This is a genomic window from Roseateles sp. PN1 (assembly GCF_038419725.1).
Classification (GTDB): domain Bacteria; phylum Pseudomonadota; class Gammaproteobacteria; order Burkholderiales; family Burkholderiaceae_C; genus Paucibacter_A.
The window spans coordinates 89,331-114,071 of sequence record NZ_JBCARA010000008.1; the positions used below are offsets into that span (position 1 = coordinate 89,331).

Genomic DNA, 24,741 nt, shown 5'->3' on the forward strand with positions numbered 1-24,741 from the left:
CTGAAGTCCTCTCCCCTGCGCATGACTGCTCCCGACTCCCTTGCCGCCATAGCCGCCCGCCTAGCCGGCTATGACCCCAAAGCCTTGCGCGTGGAGGTAGCGCAAGACTTCATTGGGCAGCTGCTCAGTACGCCGGCCGAACAGAGCGAGGTGCCCCTGCGCCAAGCCCTGGGTCGGGTCTTGAGCGCAGACGTGGTGTCGCCCTTGAACGTCCCCGCGTTTGACAACTCAGCCATGGACGGCTTTGCCCTTCGCGGCAGCGACTTGCAATCTGATGGCCCGACCCGCTTGCGCGTGGCCGGCACCAGCTTGGCCGGCCAGGCCGGTGCAAGTGCGCTGCGGCCCGGCTGCTGCCAGCGCATCATGACGGGCGCGGTGATGCCGCCGGGCCTGGACACGGTGGTGCCGCAAGAGCTGGTGCAGCTTGAAGCCGATGCCCAGGGCGAACACATCAGCATCCCGCCGGGAATGCTGCAGCCCGGCGACAACCGCCGCTTGGCCGGTGAAGACCTGGCGCACGGCGCCATCGCCCTGCGCCAGGGCCGCAAGCTGCGCGCGGCCGACATCGGCCTGCTGGCCTCGCTGGGCTTGGCCCAGGTGCCGGTGTGGCGGCGCCTGCGGGTGGCGATTTTGTCCACCGGCAATGAGCTGGTCGAGCAGGGTCAGGTCTTGCCCCTGGGCGGCTTGTACGACAGCAACCGCCACACCTTGTGGGCCTTGCTGGAGCAGTTGGGCGTGGAGGTGATCGACCTCGGCTTGGTGCGCGACGACCCACAAGCCCTGCGCGCCGCCTTCAGCCGCGCCGCGCTGGAGGCCGATGCAGTCATCAGCTCCGGCGGCGTCAGCGTTGGCGAGGCGGATCACACCAAGGCCGTGATGGCCGAGCTGGGCGATGTGCTGTTCTGGCGCGTCGCCATGCGGCCGGGCCGTCCCCTGGCCATCGGCCGCATGCCATCGGCCAACGGTCCGGGCACGCTGCTATTCGGACTGCCAGGCAACCCGGTAGCGGTGATGGTGACCTTCTATGCCTTCGTGCGCGAAGCGCTGCTGCGCATGAGCGGGGCCACGCCCGAACCGCTGCTGAGCGTGCAAGCCATCAGCACCGAGGCCATGCGCAAAAAGCCCGGCCGCACCGAGTACCAGCGCGGCATCGTCAGCCGCAATGCGGCGGGCCAGTGGCAGGTCGCCATCACCGGCAATCAAGGCTCGGGCATTTTGTCCAGCATGTGCCAGGCCAATGCCCTGGTGGTGCTGAGCCATGAGCAGGCCGATGTGCGAGCCGGTGACTGGGTCACCGTGTGGCCCTTGGCGGCCCTGAGTTAAAGCCAGCCGCCGCCGGCCTGAGTGCCGGGGGCTAGCCGCCTTTTCGCCCCAGCACTTCGCTGCTGGTGACCCCCAAGGAGACATACAAGCTGGTCAGCCCGTCCATGCCCACATCGGCCGGGGTGATCCAGCTGTGCGGCAAGTAGAGCAAGCCGCCGCCCACCGGCACCGGCGCCGTCGGCACAATCACCGCCATATAGGCTTGGCCATTGATCTGCACCGGCTCGGGCGTGGACAGCAAGCCCAGCACCAACACGCCACCACCCTCTTCCGCCGACTTGACACCGCCGAAATGGCACCACACAGGCGTCATCGCGCCGACGCCGTCGGCATCGCGCTTGCTCATCAAGGTCACCATGCGGGTCAGCAGTTCGTAGACCGTGCTGATGATGGGGATGCGCCGGATCAGGTTATCCAGCATGGCCTTGAGGCGGCGCTGCAACTGCGTCTCCACCATCAAGCCAAGCAGATACACCAAGATCAGCAACAAGCCCACGCCCAGGGCATAGGCCAGCCCTTCAGACTCGGTGATGCGCAAACCCAAGCCCGCGAGTACACCGCCGACCGCACTACCCGGCCCAAGATAGCGCAGCAGCAAGGACATCACCCAACTCAGCAGCACCAAAGTGGCCACCATCGGTAAGGCTGCCAGCGCGCCGGTGAGCAGGGTGCGCAGGACATGGGCTTGGGTGGACTTGACGAGTGGTTTCATGGGTGGGTGATCGGGAACAAAGTCGGTGGCGGGGCCTTGGCAGGCCAGCGGAAAAGCTTGCTGACTGGCGCGATGAACAGCGGGATAGGCGCGCGATCAAGCGCCCGGCAATGCTAGCGCCTTGGCTGAAGCTAAGACCGACGCGTCGTCCAAGCAGCGCCCCCTGCAGCAAGGCCGGCCGCTAGGCTCAGCGCGCCTGCGGACGCGCCACCAGCTCAAACTCCACCAGCAACTCGTCCGCCACCGCCAGCAGGCCGGCGCCGACCGAAAACGGCGTCAGGCCGAAGTCGCTTTGGCGAAGCACCAGCGCGCCGCGTGCGCTCAATCGCTGATCGTCAAGCTTGGCCTCCAGCGCCAGCCACTGGCTACGGCTTTGGCCGTGCAGCTCGATCTCGACCTGAACAGCCAACTTGGGTAACTCGCCCACAAGCTTCACCGCCCGCAGGCGAACCCAGGGGTATTGATCGGCCTGCAAACCGGCGGCGCCCAGCATATTGCTGCGCGTCGCCGCCACCGCCGCGGGCGACAACTCGCTGGCCCAGCCAGGGCCGAGTCGGGCGCGCTGGGCCGGGGCATCGAGCTGCAGCTCATCAAGTCTGAACAGCAACTCCATTTGCGTCTGCCCCAGCGCAGCCGGCGTGACCAAGGCCCAGCCCTGCAAGGCGGGCGCCTGCAAGACATGGTTGTGCCCCAGAGCAGCCGCTCGGCCGGCGCGGAACACATGGACCGTCAAGTTCGACGCCTCAGCGTCCAGCTTGAACAACTGCGCTTGCGGATTGGCCCGCTGCAGCGTGGCAAAGCGTTCGGCCAATTGGCCGGCTTCGTCGGTGCCCTGAGTCAAGGTGGGTGGCGCCAAGGCTGTGACCGCCGGCGTGCTGCAGCCCGTCAGCCCGACCATGGCAAGAAACATGGCCACAGCCAGGGCATGTCGAGGAGCAAACGCAAGTGGCAGCATGATGTTGACGACGATGGAAAGGAGCGGAAATGTGTCCCGATTCTGACAGTGCAAAGTCAGCGGCTTGGACTAGCATGCAGTATTGACATTTATCGGGACATTGCCATGACCCCTTCCACTTTTCGCTCCGCGCTGGACCTGATGGCGCAGTACGCCGCCTACCACCGCGACCGCCGCAATATCGCCACCCATTTCGTCGGCATCCCGCTGATCGTGTTCGCCATCGCCGTGCTGCTGTCGCGCCCCGCTGTGGATGTCATGGGCCTGAGCCTGACGCCGATTTCGGTGATCTGGCTGATCAGCACCGTCTGGTATCTGACCCGCGGCAATGTGGCGCTGGGCCTGGCCGTTAGCGCCGTCAACGGCCTCTTGTGCGTGCTTGCCGAGCCCTTGGCGGCCGAGAGCACCAGCAGCTGGCTGGCCTGGGGCGTGGGCAGCTTTGTGCTGGGCTGGCTGATCCAGTTCCTGGGCCATTATTACGAGGGCAAAAAGCCCGCCTTCGTGGACGATTTAATCGGCCTGGCCGTCGGGCCGATGTTCGTTGTGGCCGAAGCCATGTTCGCGCTGGGCTGGGGCCGCGAGATGCTGGCCGAGATTGAACGCCGCGTTGGCCCCACCCATTTCCGTGACCTGACCCGCCCACTGGCTTGACGATCAAGCCCGCACCGATGCAAGTGCTGGTGATGGGCGCCGGCAGCATCGGCTGCTATCTGGGCGGCCTGGCCGACACGGCCGGGCTGGACCTGCATTTCGTCGGCCGCCCACGGGTGCTGGACAGCCTGCGCCTTCATGGCCTGGTCTGCAGCGATCTGACTGGCCGCCAGCACACCATCCCAGCCGCCAAGCTGCAACTGCACGAGCGCGTTCCCGCCGGGCTACACCCGGCCGTCAGCCTGCTGTGCGTCAAAAGCGCCGCCACTGCCGAGGCAGCCAGCGAGTTGCAGGCTGCCCTGCCCGCAGGCGGCTTGCTGCTGTCGATGCAAAACGGCATCAGCAATGCCAGCGCGGCCCAAGCCGCAGCGCCTGCCTTGGATGTCCGCGCCGGCATGGTGCCCTTCAATGTGGCCGAGTTGGCGCCGGGTCATTTCCACCGCGGCAGCAGCGGCGCGCTGATGGTGCAAGGCCATGCCGCGCCTGATGCCGCGCTACGCACTTTGCAGAGCGCCTTCGCCCACAGCGGCATCGAGCTGCAGTTGATCGACTCCGCCGAGGCGATGCGGGCGGTGCAATGGGGCAAGCTGCTGCTCAACCTCAACAATCCCGTCAATGCTTTGTCCGGCCTGCCGCTGCGCGAGCAGTTGCAGCAACGCGGCTACCGCCGCTGCCTGGCTGCACTGCAGGCCGAAGCACTGGATGTGCTGGCCGCCGCCGGCCAGCCCGTGCAGGCGATGACGCCGCTGCCACCGCGCCGCCTGCTCAACGTGCTGCGCCTGCCCACCCCGCTGTTCAAGCTGGTGGCCGCGCGCATGCTCAAGATCGATGCCAAGGCCCGATCCAGCATGGCCGATGACTTGGCCTTAGGGCGCCGCACCGAGATCGATGCCTTATGCGGCGAGGTGCTGGCACTGGCTCGCAGCGTCGGCGTGTCGGCGCCGCTGAATGCACGAATGCAGAGTCTGGTGCAGGACTGGCCTGCGCGCAGCCGCCCCTATGGCCCGGATGAATTGCTGGCAGCCCTGGGGCTGAGCTGAATCGCCGCCGTGCAGACCTGTCGTCAGCCCCAATCCTGCAAAGCCTGTTCCACCCCGCCCTTGCGTGAAGGGCCGCTGGCCCGCTTGGCCGGCGTGCCCAGCGCGATCCAGCCCAGCAAGATTTCGCCCGGCGAGCAAAACGCTGCGGTGATGCCGGGGTCGCGCACCTTGGCGCCGGACAGCATCTTGCCCCCATAACCCAGGCAATGCGCGGCATTGAGGAAGTTGCTCAGCGCCCCGCCCACGCAAGCCCATTGCTCATGCGCGGGCACCTGCGGGTGACCCAGATCGATGCGGGCCACCACGGCCACGGTCAGAGGAGGCCGCAATGCCCGCTCGGCATCCATGGCGGCGCCCGCCTCATCTTTACCGGCGGCGCGAGCGGCTGCGGCAAATAAGTCAGCCATGCGCTGCCGGGCCTCGCCCGCCACCCGCTTGAAGCGAAATGGCAGCAACTCGCCATGGTCGGGCGCGCGCAAGGCGGCCGCCACCATCAGCGCCAATTCTTCGTTCGAGGGGCCGGGTTCCAACAAATGCTTAGGGCCGACGGAGTAGCGGCCCAGCAAGGTTTGCAATGCGTCGTGATTGGGGCTGGAAGGCATGACTCAGAACACCAGGCTGCGCCAGGCCGGATCGGCCACGCGGGACATGAACTGCACAGCGCCGCCATGGCCGCTGCACTCGGGAATCAGCTCGCTGCGCTGCAGGCCTTGCGCATGCAGGGCATCCGTACAAGCAAACAGTTTGGCGCCATGGGCCAGCGCTTCTTGCATGGCTTGGTAGACCGTCTTGTCATGCAGCGCGGAGGCCCGCAAGCCTGCGGCCACGCCGGGCTTGAGCAAGAGCACCGAGCGGGCGGTGAAATAAATCTCCACTTCCAAATCCATGGCCGCTGCGGCCGCAGCATGGAAAAAGGGCGTGACCAGGCGATGCGGCGCCTCGGGCTCGGCCGCCCACAGCAGCAAAGCAATGCCCGTCACGCTTGGGGCGTATGTGGAGTTTGTGGTGTTTATGGCTTGAGTTGATTCAGCCATGCATAGTTCTCCATCGGCGCGCGCGCCGCTTCACCGCTGTGCAGCAGCGCCTGTTCCTCTGCCAGGCGGCTGGGCGCCAGGTCCAGCAACCAGCCTTCACCGTAGGGGTCGCGCCACACCAGTTCGGGGCATTCTTCCAGCGCGGTATTGACCCGCAAGACCTGGCCCGATAGCGGCGTTTTCACCGACACGATGGACTTGGCCAATTCCACCACCGCCATCGCCCGCCCCTGCTCCAGCTGCGTGCCCACGGACTTGGGCCGGCACATATAAATTTCACCCGAGGCCTTCAAGCCCATGGCCGTGATGCCCAGCCGCGCCGAGCCATCAGGCTGCAAGCGAGCCCAGGTCTGGTGTTCAACCAGATAGAGCAGGTTGTCGGGGAGCAAGATGCCTTGGATCAGCATGGGGTCTGGGCGCGGTGGGGATGTAGCAACGATAAACCGGTATTCACCAGCATCGGCTGCTCCAAAGACTGGGTGGGAATGCAGTGGCGGAGGGGAATGGGAGTCGAACCCACCCGGCGGCGCGTGGCACCACCCACCGGGTTTGAAGCCCGGCCGATCCACCAGGATCGTTTCCCCTCCTTTGTCCTGCCCACAAAAGCACAGGTCCTCTTCATGCCTTTGGCACCGGCTCGCTGAACAAGAGCGAATCCAGCCTCAGCTTGTGCGTATCGGCAACGCGGCGGGTCAGCCCGACGCGGTCGAAGTATTCCAGAATCTGAATAGCACGCTTGCGGCCCAGGCCGGTGGCATCGCGAAACGCTGCCGCCGTGACCTCGCCTTGCGCGTCCACCACCTGGCGCGCCATAGCCGCCAAGCGTGTCATCACCGGGGCCGCATAGTACAGGTCTTTCACCACCTGATGCAGCTCGCCGCCTTGCGCCAGGCGAGAAAGGCTGACGCGCATCAAAGGCTCGGGCGTTTGGGTGGCACTGGCCAGGTCGCGCGCCCAAGCGCCTTCGAAGCCGGCCGTGCTCAACAAGGGCGCGATCTTCTGCGCCACCAATTCATCGGCACGCGAGAGCTGCAAGCCATGCTCAGGCAGATGCGCGACGGCTCCGCGCAGCTGCAGCTGCCCGGACTCTTGCAGGCGCTGCAACAAGGCGCGCCAGAGCGCTTCCGGCAGGCGCGGTGCGGCCAAGCGGCGCCAGCGCGCGGTGTCGGGGCCCAACTCACCCGGGTTCTTGGCGTGATAGTCGCGCAGCACTTGCAGCGCTGTGGCGGCCAGCGCCGCGGCGGGAGCCGCGCCCAGCAGCCAGGCGTGCCCATCCTCGGCCTTGGCCAGCAAGCTGTCCGCTGGCGTCTCCAAGCTTTGCCGAGCCTCGGCGGACAAGCCCTGAGCAGTGGCCCAGCGGCTCAGATCCAGGCCCAGCACGGCGGCGGGCAATAAGGCGTGTAGGCGGGCTGCAGGACTATCCAGCTGCAGCGCAACCAGCTCGGCCAGACGCTGCGGGCTGCGGCGATAGCGGGCCGGGGCAAAAGGATCCAACACCACGCCGCCGGCAATGGTGCGGCTGGCCGCTGCATCGCGCAGCACCACCCGGTCGCCGGCCCAAGCCGCCAAGGGCTCACGCAGCACCAGCTGCACCAAGCCTTGTTCGCCAGCGGCTAGGCTGCCCTCTTGCGCAGAAGCCAACACCGCCACACTGGCCATCACCGTGGCCGAGCCGATGTGTACATGCACGGGCGTGCCGCTGCGCAAGGCGCGCGCTTCGGCGGGCCACAGGCGCAGGCGCACGTCCAGGCGCTCACTGCTCAAGGCCAAGTCGGGCGCCACCCAGCATTGGCCGCGCGCCACGTCTTGTTTGTCCACGCCGACCAAGCCGATCGCGCAGCGCTGGCCCGCAGACGCCTGCTGCACGCCTTGGTTTTGCGCGTGCAGGCTGCGCACGCGGGCCCGGCGCGGCGCTTGCCCGGTAACAGGCGGCACCAGGCATAACTCATCCCCCACGCTGACCTCGCCCGCGTGTACCGTGCCGGTTGCCACCGTGCCAACGCCGGCTAGCGAGAAGACCCGGTCCACCGCCAGGCGAAAGCCTTGTTCCGCCAAGGCCGCTCGCGTGGGTCGCAAAGCAAGAAGGTGCGCACGCAGCTCGGCCACGCCTTGGCCGGTGCTGGCACTGACTTCAAACAGTGCGCTGCCGTCCACGCCACTGCCGCTCAACAGCGCGGCGATTTCCTCACGCAGCGCCAGGCGGCGCTGCGCATCGGCCCGGTCGCATTTGCTCATCACCACCGTGATGGCCTTCAAACCCAGCAAGGCCAAGACGGCCAGATGCTCCCGCGTTTGCGGCATCACGCCGTCATCGGCGGCCACCAGCAGCAAGGCATGGTCCATGCCGGTGGCGCCGGCCAGCATGGTGTGGACCAGGCGCTCATGGCCGGGCACGTCGATGAAGCCGATGCTCTCGCCTTGCGTACCCGGCATGAAGGCATAGCCCAGCTCGATGCTGATGCCGCGCTTTTTCTCTTCGGGCAGACGGTCGGTGTCCACGCCGGTCAGGGCGCGCACCAAGGTGGTCTTGCCGTGGTCGATATGACCGGCGGTGCCGATGATCAAGCCAAGGCCTCCCGCAGCGCTGGCAGTTGGGCCAGGAAGTCGGCCTCCTGGCGGTCCAGGCAACGCAGGTCCAACCACAACTGGTCTTGCTGCACCCGGCCCAGCACCGGCAGGGGCAAGCTGCGCAGGGCGCGGGCCAGCTCGTCCAGCGCCGTGCCCAAGCCCTTCTTGCTGGTACCAGCCGGCGCGATCACCAGGCCTGCAGAGGGCAAGACATCCACCGGCAGCGAGCCGGAACCAATCTGCCCTTGCATCTCGCTCAAGCTGACCACAAAGCGCGGGCTCAGGGCCTGCGCCAGCGGTGCTTGCAGGCGCAGGGCCTGGGCCTGAATCTCGGCCACCGGCCGGGTCAGCAAGCGCAGGGTGGGCAGGTCGCGGGCGAGCCGCTCGGGTTGCAGGTAGAGGCGTAACGTGGCCTCCAGCGCCGCCAGTGGCAGCTTGGACATGCGCAGCGCCCGCTTCATCGGGAATTTGCGAATGCGCTGAATTTGCGCCTTCGAGCCAACGATCAGCCCGGCTTGCGGGCCGCCCAGCAGTTTGTCGCCGCTGAAGGTGACGACATCGCAACCGGCCTTGAGCATTTCTTGCGGCAGAGGCTCACGCGGCAAGCCCCATTGCGCCAGATCCACCAGCGAGCCACTGCCCAGATCGGTCACCAGCGGCAAGCCCTTGGCGTGCGCGATGGGGGCGAGTTCTGCCTCGTCCACCGCCGAGGTGAAGCCCTGGATGGCGTAATTGCTGGTGTGAACCTTCATCAGCATGGCCGTGTTGGCACCGATGGCGCGCTCGTAATCGGCCGCGTGGGTGCGGTTGGTGGTGCCCACTTCAACCAGGCGGGCGCCTGCGGCGGCCATCACATCCGGCATGCGGAAGGCGCCGCCGATTTCCACCAATTCACCGCGCGACACAATCACTTCCCGCCCACCGGCAAGTGCTGCGATGGACAGCAGCACGGCGGCGGCATTGTTGTTGACGACGGTGGCGGCTTCAGCGCCGGTGATCTCGCACAGCAGGGCTTCGACCATACTGTCGCGGTCGCCGCGTCCACCGGTGCTCAGATCAAATTCGAGGTTATTCGGCCCGACCATCATGGCCATCACATGACCCAAGGCCTCATCCGCCAAGAGCGCGCGGCCCAGATTGGTGTGCAAGACCGTGCCGGTCAAATTAATGACGGCTCGCATGCGCGGGGCCAGGTCTTGCGCGCAGCGTTCGCTCAGGCGCTCGGCCAGGCTGGGCAGGGCCAGCTCGGCCAACTCCAGCGTGCCGGCCAGGGCGCTGCTGCGCAGCCCATCCAGCAAGGCGCGCGCGCGCTTGGCAACGAATTGGTGGCCATGCTGGCCGATCAACTCGCCCGCGCGCGGGCTGCTCAGCAGGCGGTCCAGCGAGGGCAAGTCTTTGGGCGCTGCCTTCAGACCATGAACCATGGATGCTTCGGGCGTCGTCATCAGTGCGCTTTCGTGTCGGGCGGGGCATTGCCCGCTTCGCCCTCAGATTCTGGATCGCCAAACAAAAGCATCAGATTGAGGCCGTGGCGAATCAGACCCGTGTCAGACACCAGCAGATCCAGTGTCAGCGTGGCCAAGTCATCGGCATGGGGTTCGACCGCCTGGTCTTTTTCCATGTGCACCACCTTGAGGTAGTGGCCGCATTCGCTGCAGCACTCGGCCTGCACGGCGGCCGCGCCCTCGGGCGTGCTGCCGTCCTCGGCCAGCAGGCCCTGGAACGAGATGCCTTTGGTGCTTTGGCAATGGGCGCACTTGACCCGCACGTAATGCCATTGCGCGGCGCACAGGCTGCAAGACAGATAGCGGAAGCCAGCGCCATCGGCACCGATGCGGGTGATGCTGGCCACCGGCTTGGAGGCGCAGCAGGGGCAGACCAGCGGGTCGTCGATACGACCGAAAGGCGCCAGCTGATTGGGCACCTTGTCGCGCTCGTAGCGGGCTTGCAACTGGCTCAGCACTTGAGTCCAGTAAAGCTGCAAGCCGGCGGCGATCAGCGGCGCGGTGGCCAGATCCAGGCCCAGCATCACGCCGGCCAGCAGTCGCTGCGCTTGCAGGTCCAGGTGGCTGTCGCTGGCCTGCACCAAGCCCAGCACGGCGGCTTGCGCGGGGCCGGCGGCCAAGCGCGCAGCCAGCGTGTGCATCAAGGCACGCAGGCCTTCGCGCCAGACCGGATCCAACGGCCAACGTGCGGGCGCCAACAAAGCCTGGCCGGCTTGTGCGGCTTGCTCGATCTGCGCTTGGCTGGGCAGGGTCAGGGCCGGCTGCGAGCGGCTCAGCTGCTCGTGCTGGGCCTGTGCCAGCTCGGCCGCGAAGTGCAGAAAGTCAGCCATGGCATGGCCTTGGGCCAGCTGACGCAAACGCAAGGCGCGCGCAGCAAAAACGCCGGGCTCGGGGTAGAGCAAAAAGGGAATCTGTTCACCCGCGCGCACCGCGATTTCTTCGGGCGACATCAGTTTGGCGGTGCTGGAGACTGTCATAGGTTTTCCGTCAAAACACAAAAGGGGCGGCGCCGCAGCCCGCCCCTTTTTTAACACGCCGAGGAGTCTGGACTGACTACTTGCGATCGGTCATTTCCTTGTGCCACAAGGCATGGTGCTGCTTGGCCCAGGCTTCGGTGACCGTGCCACGCGTCATCGCGCGGATGGTGCCCTTGACCCAGATAGCGGCATAGACATGCATGATGGTGCCCAGAATCAAGCCCACGGCCGAGGCCGAGTGCAAGAGCACGGCAATGCGGCGCAAGGTGATGGGGAAGAAGTCGGCGAACCAAGGTTGCCAGAACATCACACCCGTCAACAGCAGCACGGCCAGGCACAGGGACATCAACCAGAACACGCCTTTTTGCCCGGCGTTGTACTTGCCAACCGGCGGCATCTTGCTCTTGTCGCCGCGCAGCATGTCAGCGCTGTGGCGCTGCCATTCTCGGTCGGCTTCGTTCAAGACGTTCTCACGCCAGAGCTTGACGAACAGGCCCAGGAAGGCCACAAACATCGCCACCCCGAGGAAGGGGTGCAGAATGCGCGCCCACACGCCGCCGCCCACCAAATTGCTCAGGAAGAACAAGCTGGGGTGGAAGAAGGCCAGGCCAGACACCGCCGCCAAAATGAACAACAAGGCAATCGCCCAGTGGTTCATGCGGTCGCGGTCCGAGTAACGCTGCAAGACTTTGGTCGTGCTCATGTCCCGCTCCTTTCCTTGCCGGTCTTGGTTTCACCCTCGTCGCCATCATCCTTGGCTTCGATGGGGCCCACCTTCATGTAATGGAAGAAGCCTGCCACCACGGCGCCGGCCATGGCCGCCACCGCCAGCGGCTTGGCCAAGCCCTTCCACAGCGAGACCAGCGGGCTGATCTTGGGATCGGCGGGCAGGCCGGCATACAACTCCGGCTTGTCACCGTGCTGTAGCACATACATCACATGGGTGCCACCCACGCCGGCCGGGTTGTAGACCGCAGCCTCCTTGAAGCCACGCTCATTCAGGTCGGCCACGCGCTCGGCACCGTAGTCCAGCATGTCTTCCTTGGCACCGAAGTGGATGGCGCCGGTGGGGCAGGCTTTGACGCAAGCCGGCTCCAGGCCCACGCCCACCCGGTCGGAGCACAGCGAGCATTTGTAGGCCTTGTTATCGGCCTTGGAAATGCGCGGCACATCGAAGGGGCAGCCGGTGACGCAGTTGCCGCAACCGACGCAGTGCTCGGAGATGAAGTCAACGATGCCGTTGGCGTACTTGATGATGGCGCCGGGGGCCGGGCAGCTTTTCAGGCAGCCCGGATCCTCGCAGTGCATGCAGCCGTCCTTGCGGATCAGCCATTCGAGTTTGTTCTCCTCGACTTGCACCTCGGAGTAACGCATCACCGTCCAGGACTGGGCCGTCAGATCGCGCGGGTTGTCGTAGGTGCCGTGGTTCTCACCCACCTCGTCACGCAACTCGTTCCACTGCATGCATGCCACCTGACAGGCTTTGCAGCCGATGCAGGAGGACACGTCGATCAGCTTGGCGACCTCAATGGTCTTGTGGCGCGCCTGCGGGCTGGGCGTGGTGGTGGCCGAGCGCTTGGCGATGTCTAAAGATTGAAGTGAAGACATGGTCAGGCTTTCTCGATGTTGACGGTGAAGCTCTTGAACTCGGGCGTCTGGGTATTCGCGTCGCCCACGAAAGGCGTCAACGTATTGACCAGATAACCGGGTTTAGCCACCCCGACAAAGCCCCAGTGATTGGGCAAGCCGACGGTATGCACCTTCTGCCCCGCGACGTCCAGCACCGGGATGCGCTTGGTCACCACCGCCACGGCCTTGATGAAGCCGCGGTTGCTGCTGACCTTGACCCAACCGCCGTTGGCAATGCCCTTTTCCTTGGCCAGTTCTTCGCTGATTTCAACGAATTGCTGGGGCTGGATGATGGCGTTGCTTTCGCAGTTCTTGGTCCAGTAGTGGAAGTGCTCGGTCAGACGATAGCTGGTTGCCACATACGGGAAGTCCTTGGGGTTGCCGAAGGCCTCCATATCGCCCTTGAAGACACGGGCGGCCGGGTTGGCCCGCGCCTTGTCATTCTTGGGGTGCATGGGGTTGTTGGGCAACGGCGACTCAAAGGGCTCGTAATGCTCGGGCAAGGGGCCATCCACCAGGCCTGTAGGTGCGAACAAACGCGCCACGCCTTCGGCCGTCATGATGAAGGGGCGCACGGCGTCCGCATCATTCGGGTTGGCGTCGGGGCGAATGTCGGGCACGTCGGAGCCGGCCCAGCGTTCACCGTTCCAGGCCACCAGCTTGCGCTTGGGGTTCCAAGGCTTGCCAGTGGAATCGCAAGAAGCGGCGTTGTAGAGCACGCGGCGGTTGGCCGGCCAGGCCCAGGCCCAATTGAGCGTTTGGCCGATGCCATACGGGTCGGCGTTATCGCGCCGCGCCATCTGGTTGCCGGCCTGCGTCCAGCTGCCGGCGTAGATCCAGCAGCCGCTCGCGGTTGAGCCGTCATCACGCAGCAAGCCAAAGCCAGACAGCAATTCACCCGCCTTGGCCAGGACCTTGGTCGGATCCTTGGGATCGGTGACGTCGGCCAGTGCCTTGCCATTGGCCTCCTTGGCCAATTCCTCGGGGCTGGGGCTATTGGGGATCAGGTAAGGCCAGCTCAGATTGAGGATGGGGTCCGGGAAGGCTCCACCGTCCTTCTGGTAGGCCGCCTTCAGGCGCGTGAACAGCTCGGCAATGATCTCCGGGTCGCCCTTGGCTTCGCCCGGAGGCTCGGCGCCCTTCCAGTGCCACTGCAACCAGCGGCCGGAGTTGGTGATCGAGCCATCTTCCTCGGCAAAACAAGTGCTGGGGAAGCGGAACACCGTGGTCTGGATCTCTTCGCTCTTGACGTCGTTGTGCTCGCCGTAGTTCTTCCAGAACTCGGCGGTCTCCGTCACCAGCGGGTCGATGATGACCAGGTACTTCAGCTTGGACAAGCCGGCAATGATCTTCTTCTTGTTGGGGAAGCTGCCCACCGGGTTGAAGCCCTGGCAGATATAGCCATTGAGCTTGCCCTGCCCCATCATCTCGAAGGCCTGCAGCACGTCGTAGGCCTTGTCCCACTTGGGCAGGTAGTGATACGCCCATTGGTTCTCGGCCGTGGCGGCCTTGCCCCACCAGGCTTTTTGCATGCTGACGAAGAACTTGGGGTAGTTCTGCCAGAAGCTCATTTGCCCGGGCCGCAGCGGCTTGGTGGCGCGCGGCTTGTAGTACGTCTCCAGGTCTTGCTCGCTCTCGCGCGGCAGACTCATATAGCCGGTCAGCGAGGTCGAGAGCAGACCCAAATCGGTCAAGCCCTGGATATTGGAGTGGCCGCGCAAGGCATTCATGCCGCCACCGGACAGGCCCATATTGCCCAGCAAGAGCTGCATGATGGCGCCGTTGCGGATCATCTGCGTGCCCTGGCTGTGCTGAGTCCAGCCCAAGGCGTACATGACGGTCATCACCTTGTTGGGCTTGGCCGTCTCGGCAATCATCTCGCAGCACTTGAGGAACTTGTCCTGCGGTGTGCCGGTGATGCTGCTGACCAGCTCGGGCGTGTAGCGGGCGTAATGCCGCTTCATCACATTGAGCACGCAGCGCGGATGCTCCAAGGTCTCATCGACCTTAGCGAACCCGTCGGCGCCCATTTCGTAGGCCCAGCTGGCGTTGTCGTACTTGCGCTTGACCGGGTCGTAGCCAGAGAACAGCCCATCCTCGAAGCCGAAGGCCTCGCCGACGATGAAGCTGGCATTGGTGTACTTGCGGACGTACTCCTGCTGAATCTTGTTGTTAGACAAGAGATAGTTGATGACGCCGCCCAGGAAGGCGATGTCGGAGCCCGCGCGAATCGGCGCGTAGTAGTCGCTCATTGCAGCGGAGCGCGTGAAGCGCGGATCCACCACCAAGAGCTTGGCCTTATTCTTGTGCTTGGCTTCGATCACCCACTTGAAACCGCAGGGGTGAGCCTCGGCGGCATTGCCGCCCATGATCAGCACCAAATCAGCGTTCTTGATGTCCACCCAATGGTTGGTCATCGCACCGCGCCCAAACGTCGGGGCCAGACTGGCCACCGTCGGAGCGTGTCAAACGCGCGCTTGGTTATCGAATACCAACATCCCCAGCGAACGCATCGCTTTGTGGGTGATATAGCCCGACTCATTCGAGGAGGCCGAGGCACACAACATGCCCGTGGTGAGCCAGCGGTTGACGGTCTGGCCGGCCGCGTTCTGCGCCACAAAGTTGGCGTCGCGGTCAGCCTTCATCATGGGCACCAGGCGATCCATCGCCTCATCCCAGCTGACGCGTTTCCATTCTTTGGAACCGGGCTCGCGGATCTCGGGCCACTTGAGGCGGTTCTTGCTGTGCACGAAGTCCAGCAAGCCTGCGCCCTTGGGGCAGAGCGTGCCGCGATTGACCGGATGATCCGGGTCGCCTTCGATGTGCATGATGTCGCTGACGACGTTCTTGGACTTGTCGCCCATGCTGTACATCAGGATGCCGCAACCCACCGAGCAATACGGACAGGTGCTACGGGTTTCGGTGGCGCGGCTGAGCTTGAAGTTACGCGCTTCGGCAATCGCCGCCGTGGGCGAAAAGCCCAGCGCCACCAAGCTGGAGCCAAGTAGCCCCGCCCCGCTCACCCGGAAGAAATGCCTCCGGTTCATATCCATGTTCGCGTCTCCTACGGACTGACACCCAAGTTTCACGAGCCCGATGCCTATGCTGGCCATGCAAGCTCGCACTCCCAAATCGCTGAAAAAATTCTTTGAAAATTATCCGCCTGTGCCAAAGGCCGCCGTGACAAACAAGCGACACGCTGCCCGTATTCCGACACAAGTCCCCCGCCTTGTCCATAGCGTCAAGCCCCAAGTTGGCGCACGCCGGCGACCCACCTAGGCCGCTTAATTGGAACCCGATCGAACAGCAAAAAATGACCGGCCCGGCAGGGAGCCGCGGATCATCCGCGCGCAAACTTACGTGACCATTTCAGCTTCGGGCACAAAGCGCTCGAAGCCGCTGTAAACAATGAAGTGTCGGCCTTTGGCGCGGCCGATCAGACACAGCCCCAACTGGCTGGCGAGGGCATGGCCCATCTGGGTGATGCCATTGCGCGAAACCACGATGGGCACGCCCATGCTGGCGGCCTTGATGACCATCTCGCTGGTCAGGCGCCCGGTGGTGTAGAGCACAGGCGCGCGCAGGGGCTCGCTGCGATTCATCCACAGCCAGCCGGCCAGGGTGTCGATGGCGTTGTGCCGGCCCACATCCTCTACGGCGTGCAGCAATTGCCCCTGCTCAAACAGGCCGCAGCCGTGCACCGAGCCAGCTTTTTTGTAGACGCTGTCCAGCGCCCGCATCTCCGCCAACAGCGCGGACAAATCGGTTTGCGATAAGCGCGCCTGTCGCACATCCGGCAACACCAGATCCGCCAGGCCAGCCTGCATATCGCCAAACATGGTGCCTTGGCCGCAACCGGTGGTAACTGTGCGCGTGGCCAGATGCGCGGCGCTCTTAGCCTGCCACTGCGCAGCTCCTGCACGGGTGTAGACGGCGGCCGCGCCGACCTCCCAATCCACCGTGACGGACAGAACCTCGGCGGCCGATTGGATCAGGCCCTGGTTACGCAAATAGCCCAGCACCAAAAGCTCGGGCGCCTCGCCCAGAGTCATCAGGGTGAGCAACTCCTGTTTGTTCACAAACAAGGTCAGCGGTCGCTCGGCCGGGATGTGCAGGCGGCGCTGCGCGCCTGACTCATCCAGCACCGTAATCTCATGCGTCAGCGCGGCGCGCGCTTGGCTGAGCCTTGGCAGAGAAGACTCAATCGGGGGCGCGGCGCTGTGCGTGCAATGTGGGCTGACCATGGCGCTATTGTGGCCGCCAAGGAAGGACAAACGGGCAAGCAAGACCGGCTCAAGCCAGGCCCGCAAGCATTCCGCCATTCGCACAATCATCGCTTGACCGCGCCGCCCAGAGCGGGCGGGCCGCGGTCAATCTAGCGATCAGCTGTTCTTGGAGATGGAGATGGTCGGGAACTTGGCCGAATAGTCTTTGGCCTGGCCGGCGATCTTGACCGCCACCTTGCGTGCCAGCGTCTTGTACAGACCGGCGATTTCGCTTTGCGGCTCGGCCACCACGGTCGGCGCGCCGGCATCAGCCTGGGCGCGGATGGACATGGCCAGCGGCAAGCCGCCCAGATAGTCCAGCTTGTACTGCTCGGCCATCTTGCGGCCGCCGTCGGCGCCGAAGATGTGTTCGGCATGACCGCAGTTGCTGCAGACATGCACCGCCATGTTTTCCACAATGCCGAGGATGGGCACGCCCACCTTCTCAAACATCTTCAAACCCTTCTTGGCGTCGATCAGGGCGATGTCTTGCGGCGTGGTCACGATCACCGCACCGGTGACCGGCACGCGCTGCGACAAGGTCAGCTGGATATCGCCGGTGCCCGGGGGCATATCAACGACCAGATAGTCCAGATCCTGCCAGCGCGTCTGGCGCAAGAGCTGCTCCAGCGCCTGGGTGGCCATGGGGCCGCGCCAGATCATGGCCTGGTCTTGCTCGACCAGGAAACCGATGGACATGACCTGCAGGCCATGCGCCATCAGCGGCTCCATGGTCTGGCCGTCTTGGCTTTCGGGCTTGCCGGCAACACCCAGCATCAGCGGCAGGCTGGGGCCGTAGATGTCGGCATCCAGAATGCCCACTCGCGCGCCTTCTGCAGCCAGGGCCAGGGCCAGATTGGCCGCCGTGGTGCTCTTGCCCACGCCGCCCTTGCCCGAGGCCACGGCGATGATGTTCTTCACGCCGGGCAGCAATTGCACGCCGCGCTGCACCGCGTGCGCAGTGATCTTGCTGTGCAGATGCACGCTGACATTGGCCACGCCCTCGACCTGGCGCGCAGCGGCCACCAACTGGCGGCGCAACTCAGCGATCTGGCTGGCCGCCGGATAGCCCAGCTCGACTTCGAAGGACACATCGCCCGCAGCGATGCTCAGGTTCTTGAGCTGCTTGGTGCTGACAAAGTCTTGCGCGGTATTGGGGTCGACGACGGTCTGCAGGGCCTGCAGCAAGGCGGCTTCTTGAATGTTAGGCATGGCGCGAGAAGGGAATTTGTTGGTGCCTTCGGCAGAGCCCGGGCTCCGCTGAGGGGCGAATGGCGCGAAGTCTAGCCCAGACCCGCCATGCCCCTGCGGGCCCAAGGCCTATCGCTGCAGCGCGCGCACCAAGCACTGCATGCATGCACGGTTCAGCGCGGGCAGGCCTCAGGGCGCTGGGCGGGCAACACGGCCCACATCACATCCAACTGCGGGCCGCGGTCGGCCAAACGGGTCCAGTGCAGCTTGACGCGGCCGCTTGCTTCGGCGCGGTCCAGCAACTCCCGCATGGCAGCCGGCATGGGCTCGGCCAGATCACGCCCATCCACCACGATCAGGGCGCCGCAGTCTTCCAACATATGGGGCTTGATCCAGGGCGACTTTTGCCTATCCGCCTCGATGAACACCAAGGGTTGGTATTTGGAACGCACCGACACATTGCCGGCCAGCCAGGTCTCACCCACCACCACGCGCAGCGGCGTCGTGGCTTGGGCCTCCCAAACACGATCCAGCTGACGCGCTAGCTTGGCGGCTGGAAAGTTGGAACGCGCGCCGCGGCCGGTCAAATCCGCCAACCAGCCGCTGCCCAGCGCCATGCCTAGGGCCAGCAAAACCTCCAGCACGATGCCGGCCAACAACACGCTGCGCACAAATTGCGGGCTTGCCGAAGGCGGCTTGAGCGGCAGGCAGGCCAGGGCCAAAATGCCGGCCATCACGAAATAGGTCGCGGCCCAGGCCGAACCCAGGCGCACACCCAACACGCCCAGCACCGTGGTCAAGAGCATCGGGCCCAGGCCCATGAACAGCACAAAGCGCCACTCGGAGCTGGCTGACAGCTTTTCGCTGGCCGGACCAAGCACCGGGTGAGCGGCCTCATCCACTGCCTGGCCCACTTTTTTATTGGCGCGGCGCAGCAAGGCCAGCATCAAGCCCAGGCCCAGGAAAATCGGCAGCACACGGCCAAACTGGATCACCCAGAACTTGGCCAAACGGCCCCAGTGATTGATTTGATCGGGGTCGTTCTGGCCCTGCATGGCGCGGCCGGCATAGTTCAGGCCGGGCGAGCCCTCCTGCGTCAACCAACTGATATGCGGAGACACCAGCAGGACGCAGACCAGCAGCGCCAGCGCCACCCCGCCCCAAGCGCGCCAGCTGCGCATACGTGCATCCTGCAACAGCCACAGGCCGATCACCGCCAACCAGATCAGCGCGCTGTACTTCGACAGCAGACACAGCGCCGCAGCTGCGCCCACCAGCGCCCAGCGCCAGACCTGCCCCGCCGACCCTTCGCCGCGCACCGCCCGCAAAGTCATCCACAGCAGCAGGCCAACAGGCATCAGCTGCAAGGTGTTGTGGTTGGCCATGATGCCGTGCACGCCGTGATAAATCGCCAGGCTGCTGAGCACTACCGAGGCGAAGGCGCGCGCCGGGGTCGTCACCATCAGGGCAATGCGCCAGATGAAGAACTGCATCAAGACCACGCTCAGCTGAGCCGCGAAGAAGGTGACCCACATCTTGCGGCCCAACAACTCGGTCCACCCGTGCACCCACCAGGTCGGGAACGGTGGGTGCTTGTAATAGCCCCACTCCAGCGACTGCTGCCAGACCAGCTGTTCGATATTGTCCCAAGGCGGCGCGCGATGGCTCAAGGTGGCTAGCACCGTCCACAGCAGCAGGTGGAAGACCAAGAACGCATAGGTCAGGCCGGCCATATGGCGGGCATTGGCGCAATCCAGGCGCCAAGCCCCGAGCGTCAAACTTTGCTGCGGCGGCTTGAGCGCGCCGGCAGACCAATGAGGCCCACCCTGCGCCTCATTCGACCCATTCGGTCGCCCGGTCGCCAGCCCTTCATTCCAAGTCATGGAAGTCCTTCTGCGGGCAGAGCTGTTTGCGCATCTGCACCTGTGGCACACAAACAAAACGCTCACCAAAGTGAGCGTTGTTGATGACTCGACAGGTCAGCCGAAGCCGCCCATCTTTACAAGGCAGCAATGATACGTTTACGAGCAATTACAAACCACCACTCGATTAGAGGTAGCGGTTTATGCCCCCAATGGGTCAGTCAGGCGGTCTGTTTGAAGGCCATCACGGCCTGATTGCGCAGGGTGCGCAGCAGCGAAAGCTCTTTTTCGCCCAGGTCCAGCCCCCCGGCTTTCGCCTTGTCGGCGTAAATCAACGCAAAGGTCTTGCCACGCAAGGCCAAAGGCAGCAACAAAAAGCTATTGGCAGCCACCGGGCCGCAATACCAGGGAGGCAGGCGATCGGCGATCTTGCTCGCTTTGGCATCAGCGATCAGCGTATCGACGCCGCGCTGGCACACCGCCTCGAACAAATCGGCCTGCTTGCCGGGGCTGGGTTGGAGCGCGATCTTGAAACAAGTCACCACGCTCTCCACATCCTGGCCGAGGCCAAAACGCCCGGTCAGCTGGTCCAGCTTAGGGTCGCGCAGGCAAAACACCACGCGCCGAAAGCCCAAGGCGCGGTAGATGGATTCCAGAATCATGCGCAGCACTTCATTGAGCTTGAAGTTCTCCACCATGGCATTGCTGACATCCTGAATGCCAGCGGCCAGGGTTTCGACCGCGCGCTCGCGAATCTGCTGTTGATGGCTCAAGTGCTCCGTGGACTCCAGCACCTGGGTGGCCTGCAACTGCAGGGCCGAGAGCGAATCATCCGGCGTTGGCGTCAGGGGTGCTAGCAGGCGCAGCGCGGGCGAGTTCTGCGGCAGCGCCAGATCCATGACCGCCGTCATTTGCGCCAGGCGCAGGCGCGCCTGATCTGCGGCTTTGCCAAAGGCCTCGGCCGACACCCCCAGGCAGCGGGCGTAGCGCTGCGCCATGGCATTCACCCGGGAGTGAGCTTGAGCCGGCTCGGTGCGCAAAATCACATCCGCCACATCATTGGCGGCATGGGCCAGCCAGCGCTGGCGCTCATCGGGGTTGCTGATCTGGCGCAGCGGCGGTTCGCCTTCGGGGCGCCGCATGCTGAGCTGCAGGCTCTCCGGCAAGCCCCATTGCCGGGCCACGCCAATGCCCAGCTGGTCATAGCTCATGCCCAAAATGCGGGCCGAGGCAATCCATTCCGGCACCGGCGCGGGCGCATCCTTGACAAGCAGCGGGCCGCGCTCGGGTCGGGTGATGCGGCGGATCTGGCGCGCTTCCTCGGGGAAATAGAACTCGGTCAGCGAGCGGCCGAGGTTGTGAAACATCGCGCAAAGAAAGGCTTCTTCGCTATCGCGCTCACCCGCGGACAACTCCCGCGCCAGCGAAGCAGCCATCAGCGAGCGCAGAAACTCCTCGCGCAGCTGCTGGGCATGGGCTTTGTTTTCCATGCGCTCCAGCAAAATCAGCGACAACGCCAGATTGCGTATGCCAGCAAAGCCGACCAAGGCCACCGCACGCGAGATGGTGGTGATGCCGCCCGCACCGGCCTGGCTGTATTGCACCGTGTTGACCAGGCGCAGCAACTTTTGCGTCAGCGCCACGTCTTTCAAAATCTCGTTAGACAGGCTGCTGAGGCTTTCCTTTTCTGAGAGCGTCAGGCGCTGAATCCGGCTGACCGCATTGGACATGGCCGGGAAATCGCCTTGGTGCCGCATGCGCCGCAGCAAAAACTCCAGGGCCGCGCCCTCGCCTGAGGCCTCACCCGCGGCGGGCGCGTCTTCGGTGGGATTGAGCCACTCCGCCAGGGCGTCGTGCATCAGATGCGCGTCCAGCCAGCGCTGCTCCGGGTCGCGGGCGAGGCCACGCTGGATGATGGCGCGCAGCGCGTCGTCCACGTCCGCACCGAGGTCGCCGGGCACGATGAACTGTTCGCCCTGCACCCGTTGCACCGCGCGCCAGGGGTCGGGGTCGTAATTGAGGCGCCGGCCGCTGAGCATTTCCACCAGCAATATCGAGGCAGCAAACACATCCATCTGCGGGCTGGGCGCCATGCCGGCGGCCGCCTCGGGCGACAAATAGCCGGGCGTACCCACCACGCGCTCGCTGCGCAAAGCTGGCGATACCGTTCCACCGCCGCTGCTCACGGCCACACGGCCGGCGATGCCGAAGTCCATCACCCGGGCGCGCCCCTTGGCATCGATCAGGATATTGCTGGGCTTCAGATCGCGGTGCACCACGCCCGCCTGATGGGCGGCATGCAAGCCGTCCAGTACATCCATGCACAGCTCCACCGCCGCGCGGGCGTCCAGCTTGCCTTGGCGCCGCATCAGGTCCACCAAAGTGCCGCCGGGCACATACTCGAACACCATATAGGACTGTCCGCCCTGGGTGTCGGCCTCAAAAATCGGCACGATGAAGGGGTGGGTCAGGCGGCTGACGGCGCGCGCTTCGTGCAGCCATTCATCCACGCTGCCGGGGTCGGTGCCGGGACGCAGCACTTTGAGTGCGACCTCGCGGTCCAGGCGCGGATCATGCGCCAGCCAGACGGTGGCTTGCGCGCCCTCACCCAGCTTCTTGAGCAGGCGAAAGCGCCCCAGCTGAGGCAGCTGTTCTACCCCAGCCGTGCCCGAGGGACGGGGCGAAACCGGCGACTGCTCGGCGCTCATCGTGAGCCTCCTGAACCGCTGTTGCCGGTATTGCCGCTGTTGCCGTTGCCACCACCGCTGCCCGGATTGGGCGGCGCCATCGCCGCCAAACGGGAACGCAGCGCCGAAGCCTTGGGCGCTGCAATCGCCCCCGGCTGCAAGGGATCCACAGACTCTTGGGGCTTGCCACGCGCGGCCTCAGCGCGATCTTGAGGGAAGTCCTCGGCAGCCTTGGGTGCCTCGGGATTGAGGGCGTTGTAAACATCCCGCAGGCCCAGGCCCAGCGGCCGGGCGTAACGCCGCGTCGCGATCTCGATGCCGGCCTGGCGTTTGCTCTCGGGCAGATTCAATGCGTCTTCCAATTCATTGGCGAAGCTGCAGGTCAGGCGCAGCAGGTCGGCATCACCTTCGCTGTGGCGCACGGGAGCGTCGGGCGACTGGCGCCGAATCATGTGCAGCAACTCATCGCCCAAGCTCCAATGCCGGGCCACGGCGGCGCCCAGGCTGTCCAGGTCACAACCCAGCACGGCAAAGGCAGCCGCCTGCTCACTCAAGCTGGCCGGATGCGGAAATTCCGCCGTGGGCTCAGGCGGCAACATCAGTTGGCGGATCTGCTGGGCGTCGTCGGGGAAGTGGTACTGCAAGAGCAAACGACCCAGGTTTTGCATCACCGTGATCAGGTAGACCACCTCGCCGTCGTATCCCGCCGGCCGCAGCGCCTGGGCGATTTGCCCGGCATGCTGGACGCGCTTCATCAAGCTCTTGAGCATCTCGGCCTGCACCGGGCTCAGCGGCCCCGGCCAGGGCTTGAGCGCACGCGCCGCCTGCTGCACGCCTTCGAGCCCAATCATGGCAATGGCGCGCTGCATATTCAGCACCGCGCCGCCGCCCGCCGAGCCGTTTTGCTTCAAGGAATTGTTGACCCGGCGCAGCAGCTCCAAGCTCAGCGCCATATCCTGCAAAACCAGGCCGGACAAGGCGCTGGCATGCTGGCGCTCCATCGCCGAGGACTGGCCCACCCGCTGCAAGGCGGTGCTGGTGCTGGGCAAGTGGCCGATGCGCTGCAACTTGTCCATCAGAAGAGCAATCGGCCCGCCCTGATCCTGGCCGGCGGCGGTGCGCCAGCCATCGAGCGCGCGCAAAAAGCTGCGCGCCATGTGATAACGCTGGCGAGCCTGGCGGTCGGTGGCCCGATTGCAAATGGCGCGCAGCGGGTCGGGGATGGGGTTGGGCGTCTCCCAACCCATGCGCACCAACTCGCGGCCCAGGGGCTGCATCTCTTGCACAGCGGCTTGCAAATCGGCGCGGTCCAAGGCGGGGCGGCCGCTGAGGATGCGGTGCAGGATCAGGCCCACGCAGAGCACATCCTCCTCGGCCGATTCGCGCACCGCACGGCGCGTCACAGTATTGAAGTCGGCCGACGCCGGGAACACCTCTTGCGCCACCTCCAGGCCCAACACGCGCACCTGGTTGGTGGAGCTGATGATCAAGCTGGCGCATTGAATATCGCGATGCGCGTGCCCCGCCTCATGGGCAAAAGCCAGGCCCTCCAGAAACTGGCAGACCCAGTCGGCTGCTTCCAGCGGCACCGGCACCGCTTGGCGGGCCAGGCGCTCGTCCAGCGTTTCACCCAAGGCCCGGTCGTAAGCAATATAGGGCCATTGCTCCACCTGCCCCACCTCGATCACATGAGCCAGATTGGGGTGCTGCACCCGCGAGACGCCATTGGCCATCTTCAACCAGTGGCTCATGGCCTCGGGCGAGTTGGGCGCGGTGCGCGGCAGGCAAAGAATCAACTCCTGGCCCAGGCGGGCATCAAACACCAGCCACAACATGCTGCGCGCGCTCTTGCTGAGCAAGGCGCGCAACTCGAACCGGCCAAAGCGGCGCATCGGCGTCGCGCTGGGCGATGGGGCAGGCGCAGTTGGCGCCGCTGACGGCGCTTTCGGCGCGGCGCCCGAATCAGGGGTAGTGCTCGCAGTGGAGTCAGGAGCGGACATGGATGGCAGGCAGACCAATGCGGACGATTGGTATCTTGTTAGTTTGCGCCTATTGGACACAAAAACTTACAGGTTTGAACCAGCAACTTGAGGCAGTTTCGCCACGCTATTTTTGGACGGAGCTGCACGGCAGCCCCACTTTGCGATGCCGAGCGGCATTCACGCAAGCCCGCGACCCAAGTCGCACAGGGTCGGCGATGCCGCTGAATTGATTCGTTACTGCTTTTACTGCCTTGGCTGGCGCTTCTACTCAGCCGGCTGGTACCACCAGCGACGGGCGGCGTGAGCAAGAAGCTGGAAAGTGTCATTCACTTGACTCATTGCCAAGCGACGCACCGTGGT

At 64.9% G+C, this 24,741-nt stretch carries 19 protein-coding genes and 1 tRNA gene; 3 read left to right on the forward strand and 17 right to left on the reverse strand.

Going from position 1 to position 24,741, the window contains the following annotated elements:
* Positions 1–21: 21 nt before the first annotated feature.
* Complete coding sequence (gene moeA / locus AABB87_RS13805; protein ID WP_341971778.1) at positions 22–1,323, forward strand: molybdopterin molybdotransferase MoeA; 1,302 nt, start codon at positions 22–24, stop codon at positions 1,321–1,323.
* 31 nt (positions 1,324–1,354) lie between these two features.
* Here moeA and AABB87_RS13810 read toward each other — a convergent pair whose 3' ends face one another.
* Both AABB87_RS13810 and AABB87_RS13815 read right to left on the reverse strand, forming a co-directional pair.
* Positions 1,355–2,035 carry a DUF502 domain-containing protein gene (locus AABB87_RS13810; protein WP_341971779.1) on the reverse strand — a complete coding sequence of 227 codons (681 nt, stop codon included), beginning with the start codon at positions 2,033–2,035 and terminating at the stop codon, positions 1,355–1,357.
* Positions 2,036–2,222: 187 nt separating this feature from the next.
* Positions 2,223–2,990, reverse strand: a complete 768-nt coding sequence (locus AABB87_RS13815) for a YceI family protein (RefSeq protein WP_341971780.1) — start codon at positions 2,988–2,990, stop codon at positions 2,223–2,225.
* Between the two features lie 105 nt (positions 2,991–3,095).
* On the opposite strand from AABB87_RS13815, the gene AABB87_RS13820 reads away from it, so the two are divergent.
* Both AABB87_RS13820 and AABB87_RS13825 read left to right on the forward strand, forming a co-directional pair.
* On the forward strand, positions 3,096–3,641 hold the full coding sequence (locus AABB87_RS13820; RefSeq protein WP_058720299.1) for an Mpo1 family 2-hydroxy fatty acid dioxygenase: 546 nt from the start codon (positions 3,096–3,098) through the stop codon (positions 3,639–3,641).
* Entirely contained in the window at positions 3,638–4,681 is a 1,044-nt protein-coding gene (locus AABB87_RS13825) for a 2-dehydropantoate 2-reductase (RefSeq protein ID WP_341971781.1), read from the forward strand. The genes AABB87_RS13820 and AABB87_RS13825 overlap by 4 nt, the downstream gene beginning before the upstream one ends.
* A 23-nt stretch (positions 4,682–4,704) precedes the next feature.
* Here AABB87_RS13825 and AABB87_RS13830 read toward each other — a convergent pair whose 3' ends face one another.
* The 15 genes from AABB87_RS13830 to AABB87_RS13900 all read right to left on the reverse strand — a co-directional run bounded on the left by AABB87_RS13830 (position 4,705) and on the right by AABB87_RS13900 (position 24,291).
* A complete protein-coding gene (locus tag AABB87_RS13830) occupies positions 4,705–5,283 on the reverse strand; it encodes a nitroreductase family protein (RefSeq protein ID WP_341971783.1) in 579 nt (192 codons plus the stop codon).
* A gap of 3 nt (positions 5,284–5,286) precedes the next feature.
* Entirely contained in the window at positions 5,287–5,661 is a 375-nt protein-coding gene (locus AABB87_RS13835) for a DsrE family protein (protein ID WP_341971784.1), read from the reverse strand.
* A gap of 29 nt (positions 5,662–5,690) precedes the next feature.
* The gene (locus tag AABB87_RS13840; protein ID WP_341971785.1) at positions 5,691–6,122 is read right to left on the reverse strand and encodes a glycine cleavage system protein H; all 432 of its coding nucleotides are present in this window, start codon (positions 6,120–6,122) and stop codon (positions 5,691–5,693) included.
* Between the two features lie 84 nt (positions 6,123–6,206).
* Positions 6,207–6,302, reverse strand: a tRNA-Sec gene (locus AABB87_RS13845).
* 31 nt (positions 6,303–6,333) lie between these two features.
* Positions 6,334–8,280 (reverse strand): selenocysteine-specific translation elongation factor, encoded by a 1,947-nt coding sequence (gene selB, locus AABB87_RS13850; RefSeq protein WP_341971786.1) that lies wholly within the window; start codon positions 8,278–8,280, stop codon positions 6,334–6,336.
* Positions 8,277–9,728, reverse strand: a complete 1,452-nt coding sequence (selA, locus tag AABB87_RS13855) for an L-seryl-tRNA(Sec) selenium transferase (RefSeq protein ID WP_341971787.1) — start codon at positions 9,726–9,728, stop codon at positions 8,277–8,279. The genes selB and selA overlap by 4 nt, the downstream gene beginning before the upstream one ends.
* Positions 9,728–10,765, reverse strand: coding sequence for a formate dehydrogenase accessory protein FdhE (fdhE, locus tag AABB87_RS13860; RefSeq protein ID WP_341971788.1), 1,038 nt, complete (start codon positions 10,763–10,765; stop codon positions 9,728–9,730). Before fdhE ends, selA begins: the two co-directional genes overlap by 1 nt.
* Before the next feature lie 76 nt (positions 10,766–10,841).
* Positions 10,842–11,468 carry a formate dehydrogenase subunit gamma gene (locus AABB87_RS13865; protein ID WP_341971789.1) on the reverse strand — a complete coding sequence of 209 codons (627 nt, stop codon included), beginning with the start codon at positions 11,466–11,468 and terminating at the stop codon, positions 10,842–10,844.
* Complete coding sequence (gene fdxH, locus AABB87_RS13870; protein ID WP_341971790.1) at positions 11,465–12,373, reverse strand: formate dehydrogenase subunit beta; 909 nt, start codon at positions 12,371–12,373, stop codon at positions 11,465–11,467. Before fdxH ends, AABB87_RS13865 begins: the two co-directional genes overlap by 4 nt.
* A gap of 2 nt (positions 12,374–12,375) precedes the next feature.
* On the reverse strand, positions 12,376–15,447 hold the full coding sequence (gene fdnG, locus AABB87_RS13875; RefSeq protein ID WP_341971791.1) for a formate dehydrogenase-N subunit alpha: 3,072 nt from the start codon (positions 15,445–15,447) through the stop codon (positions 12,376–12,378).
* Between the two features lie 303 nt (positions 15,448–15,750).
* Positions 15,751–16,638, reverse strand: coding sequence for a formate dehydrogenase accessory sulfurtransferase FdhD (locus tag AABB87_RS13880; RefSeq protein WP_341971792.1), 888 nt, complete (start codon positions 16,636–16,638; stop codon positions 15,751–15,753).
* Between the two features lie 138 nt (positions 16,639–16,776).
* Positions 16,777–17,871, reverse strand: a complete 1,095-nt coding sequence (gene apbC, locus AABB87_RS13885; RefSeq protein ID WP_341971793.1) for an iron-sulfur cluster carrier protein ApbC — start codon at positions 17,869–17,871, stop codon at positions 16,777–16,779.
* Positions 17,872–18,023: 152 nt separating this feature from the next.
* A complete protein-coding gene (locus AABB87_RS13890; protein ID WP_341971794.1) occupies positions 18,024–19,733 on the reverse strand; it encodes a glycosyltransferase family 39 protein in 1,710 nt (569 codons plus the stop codon).
* A 200-nt stretch (positions 19,734–19,933) separates the two neighbouring features.
* Positions 19,934–22,420 (reverse strand): protein kinase domain-containing protein, encoded by a 2,487-nt coding sequence (locus tag AABB87_RS13895; protein ID WP_341971795.1) that lies wholly within the window; start codon positions 22,418–22,420, stop codon positions 19,934–19,936.
* Positions 22,417–24,291, reverse strand: a complete 1,875-nt coding sequence (locus tag AABB87_RS13900; RefSeq protein ID WP_341971796.1) for a serine/threonine protein kinase — start codon at positions 24,289–24,291, stop codon at positions 22,417–22,419. The genes AABB87_RS13895 and AABB87_RS13900 overlap by 4 nt, the downstream gene beginning before the upstream one ends.
* Positions 24,292–24,741: the final 450 nt, after the last annotated feature.

Bases quoted from the DNA above. Each gene is read 5' to 3' on its own strand.
- AABB87_RS13840 (WP_341971785.1), bottom strand. From the start codon at position 6,122: ATGCTGATCCAAGGCATCTTGCTCCCCGACAACCTGCTCTATCTGGTT.
- AABB87_RS13865 (WP_341971789.1), bottom strand. From the start codon at position 11,468: ATGAGCACGACCAAAGTCTTGCAGCGTTACTCGGACCGCGACCGCATG.
- AABB87_RS13900 (WP_341971796.1), bottom strand. From the start codon at position 24,291: ATGCGCCGCTTTGGCCGGTTCGAGTTGCGCGCCTTGCTCAGCAAGAGC.
- selA (WP_341971787.1), bottom strand. From the start codon at position 9,728: ATGACGACGCCCGAAGCATCCATGGTTCATGGTCTGAAGGCAGCGCCC.
- AABB87_RS13880 (WP_341971792.1), bottom strand. From the start codon at position 16,638: ATGGTCAGCCCACATTGCACGCACAGCGCCGCGCCCCCGATTGAGTCT.
- AABB87_RS13820 (WP_058720299.1), top strand. From the start codon at position 3,096: ATGACCCCTTCCACTTTTCGCTCCGCGCTGGACCTGATGGCGCAGTAC.
- AABB87_RS13890 (WP_341971794.1), bottom strand. From the start codon at position 19,733: ATGACTTGGAATGAAGGGCTGGCGACCGGGCGACCGAATGGGTCGAAT.
- AABB87_RS13810 (WP_341971779.1), bottom strand. From the start codon at position 2,035: ATGAAACCACTCGTCAAGTCCACCCAAGCCCATGTCCTGCGCACCCTG.
- AABB87_RS13895 (WP_341971795.1), bottom strand. From the start codon at position 22,420: ATGAGCGCCGAGCAGTCGCCGGTTTCGCCCCGTCCCTCGGGCACGGCT.
- moeA (WP_341971778.1), top strand. From the start codon at position 22: ATGACTGCTCCCGACTCCCTTGCCGCCATAGCCGCCCGCCTAGCCGGC.
- apbC (WP_341971793.1), bottom strand. From the start codon at position 17,871: ATGCCTAACATTCAAGAAGCCGCCTTGCTGCAGGCCCTGCAGACCGTC.
- AABB87_RS13830 (WP_341971783.1), bottom strand. From the start codon at position 5,283: ATGCCTTCCAGCCCCAATCACGACGCATTGCAAACCTTGCTGGGCCGC.
- fdhE (WP_341971788.1), bottom strand. From the start codon at position 10,765: ATGACAGTCTCCAGCACCGCCAAACTGATGTCGCCCGAAGAAATCGCG.
- fdxH (WP_341971790.1), bottom strand. From the start codon at position 12,373: ATGTCTTCACTTCAATCTTTAGACATCGCCAAGCGCTCGGCCACCACC.
- AABB87_RS13815 (WP_341971780.1), bottom strand. From the start codon at position 2,990: ATGCTGCCACTTGCGTTTGCTCCTCGACATGCCCTGGCTGTGGCCATG.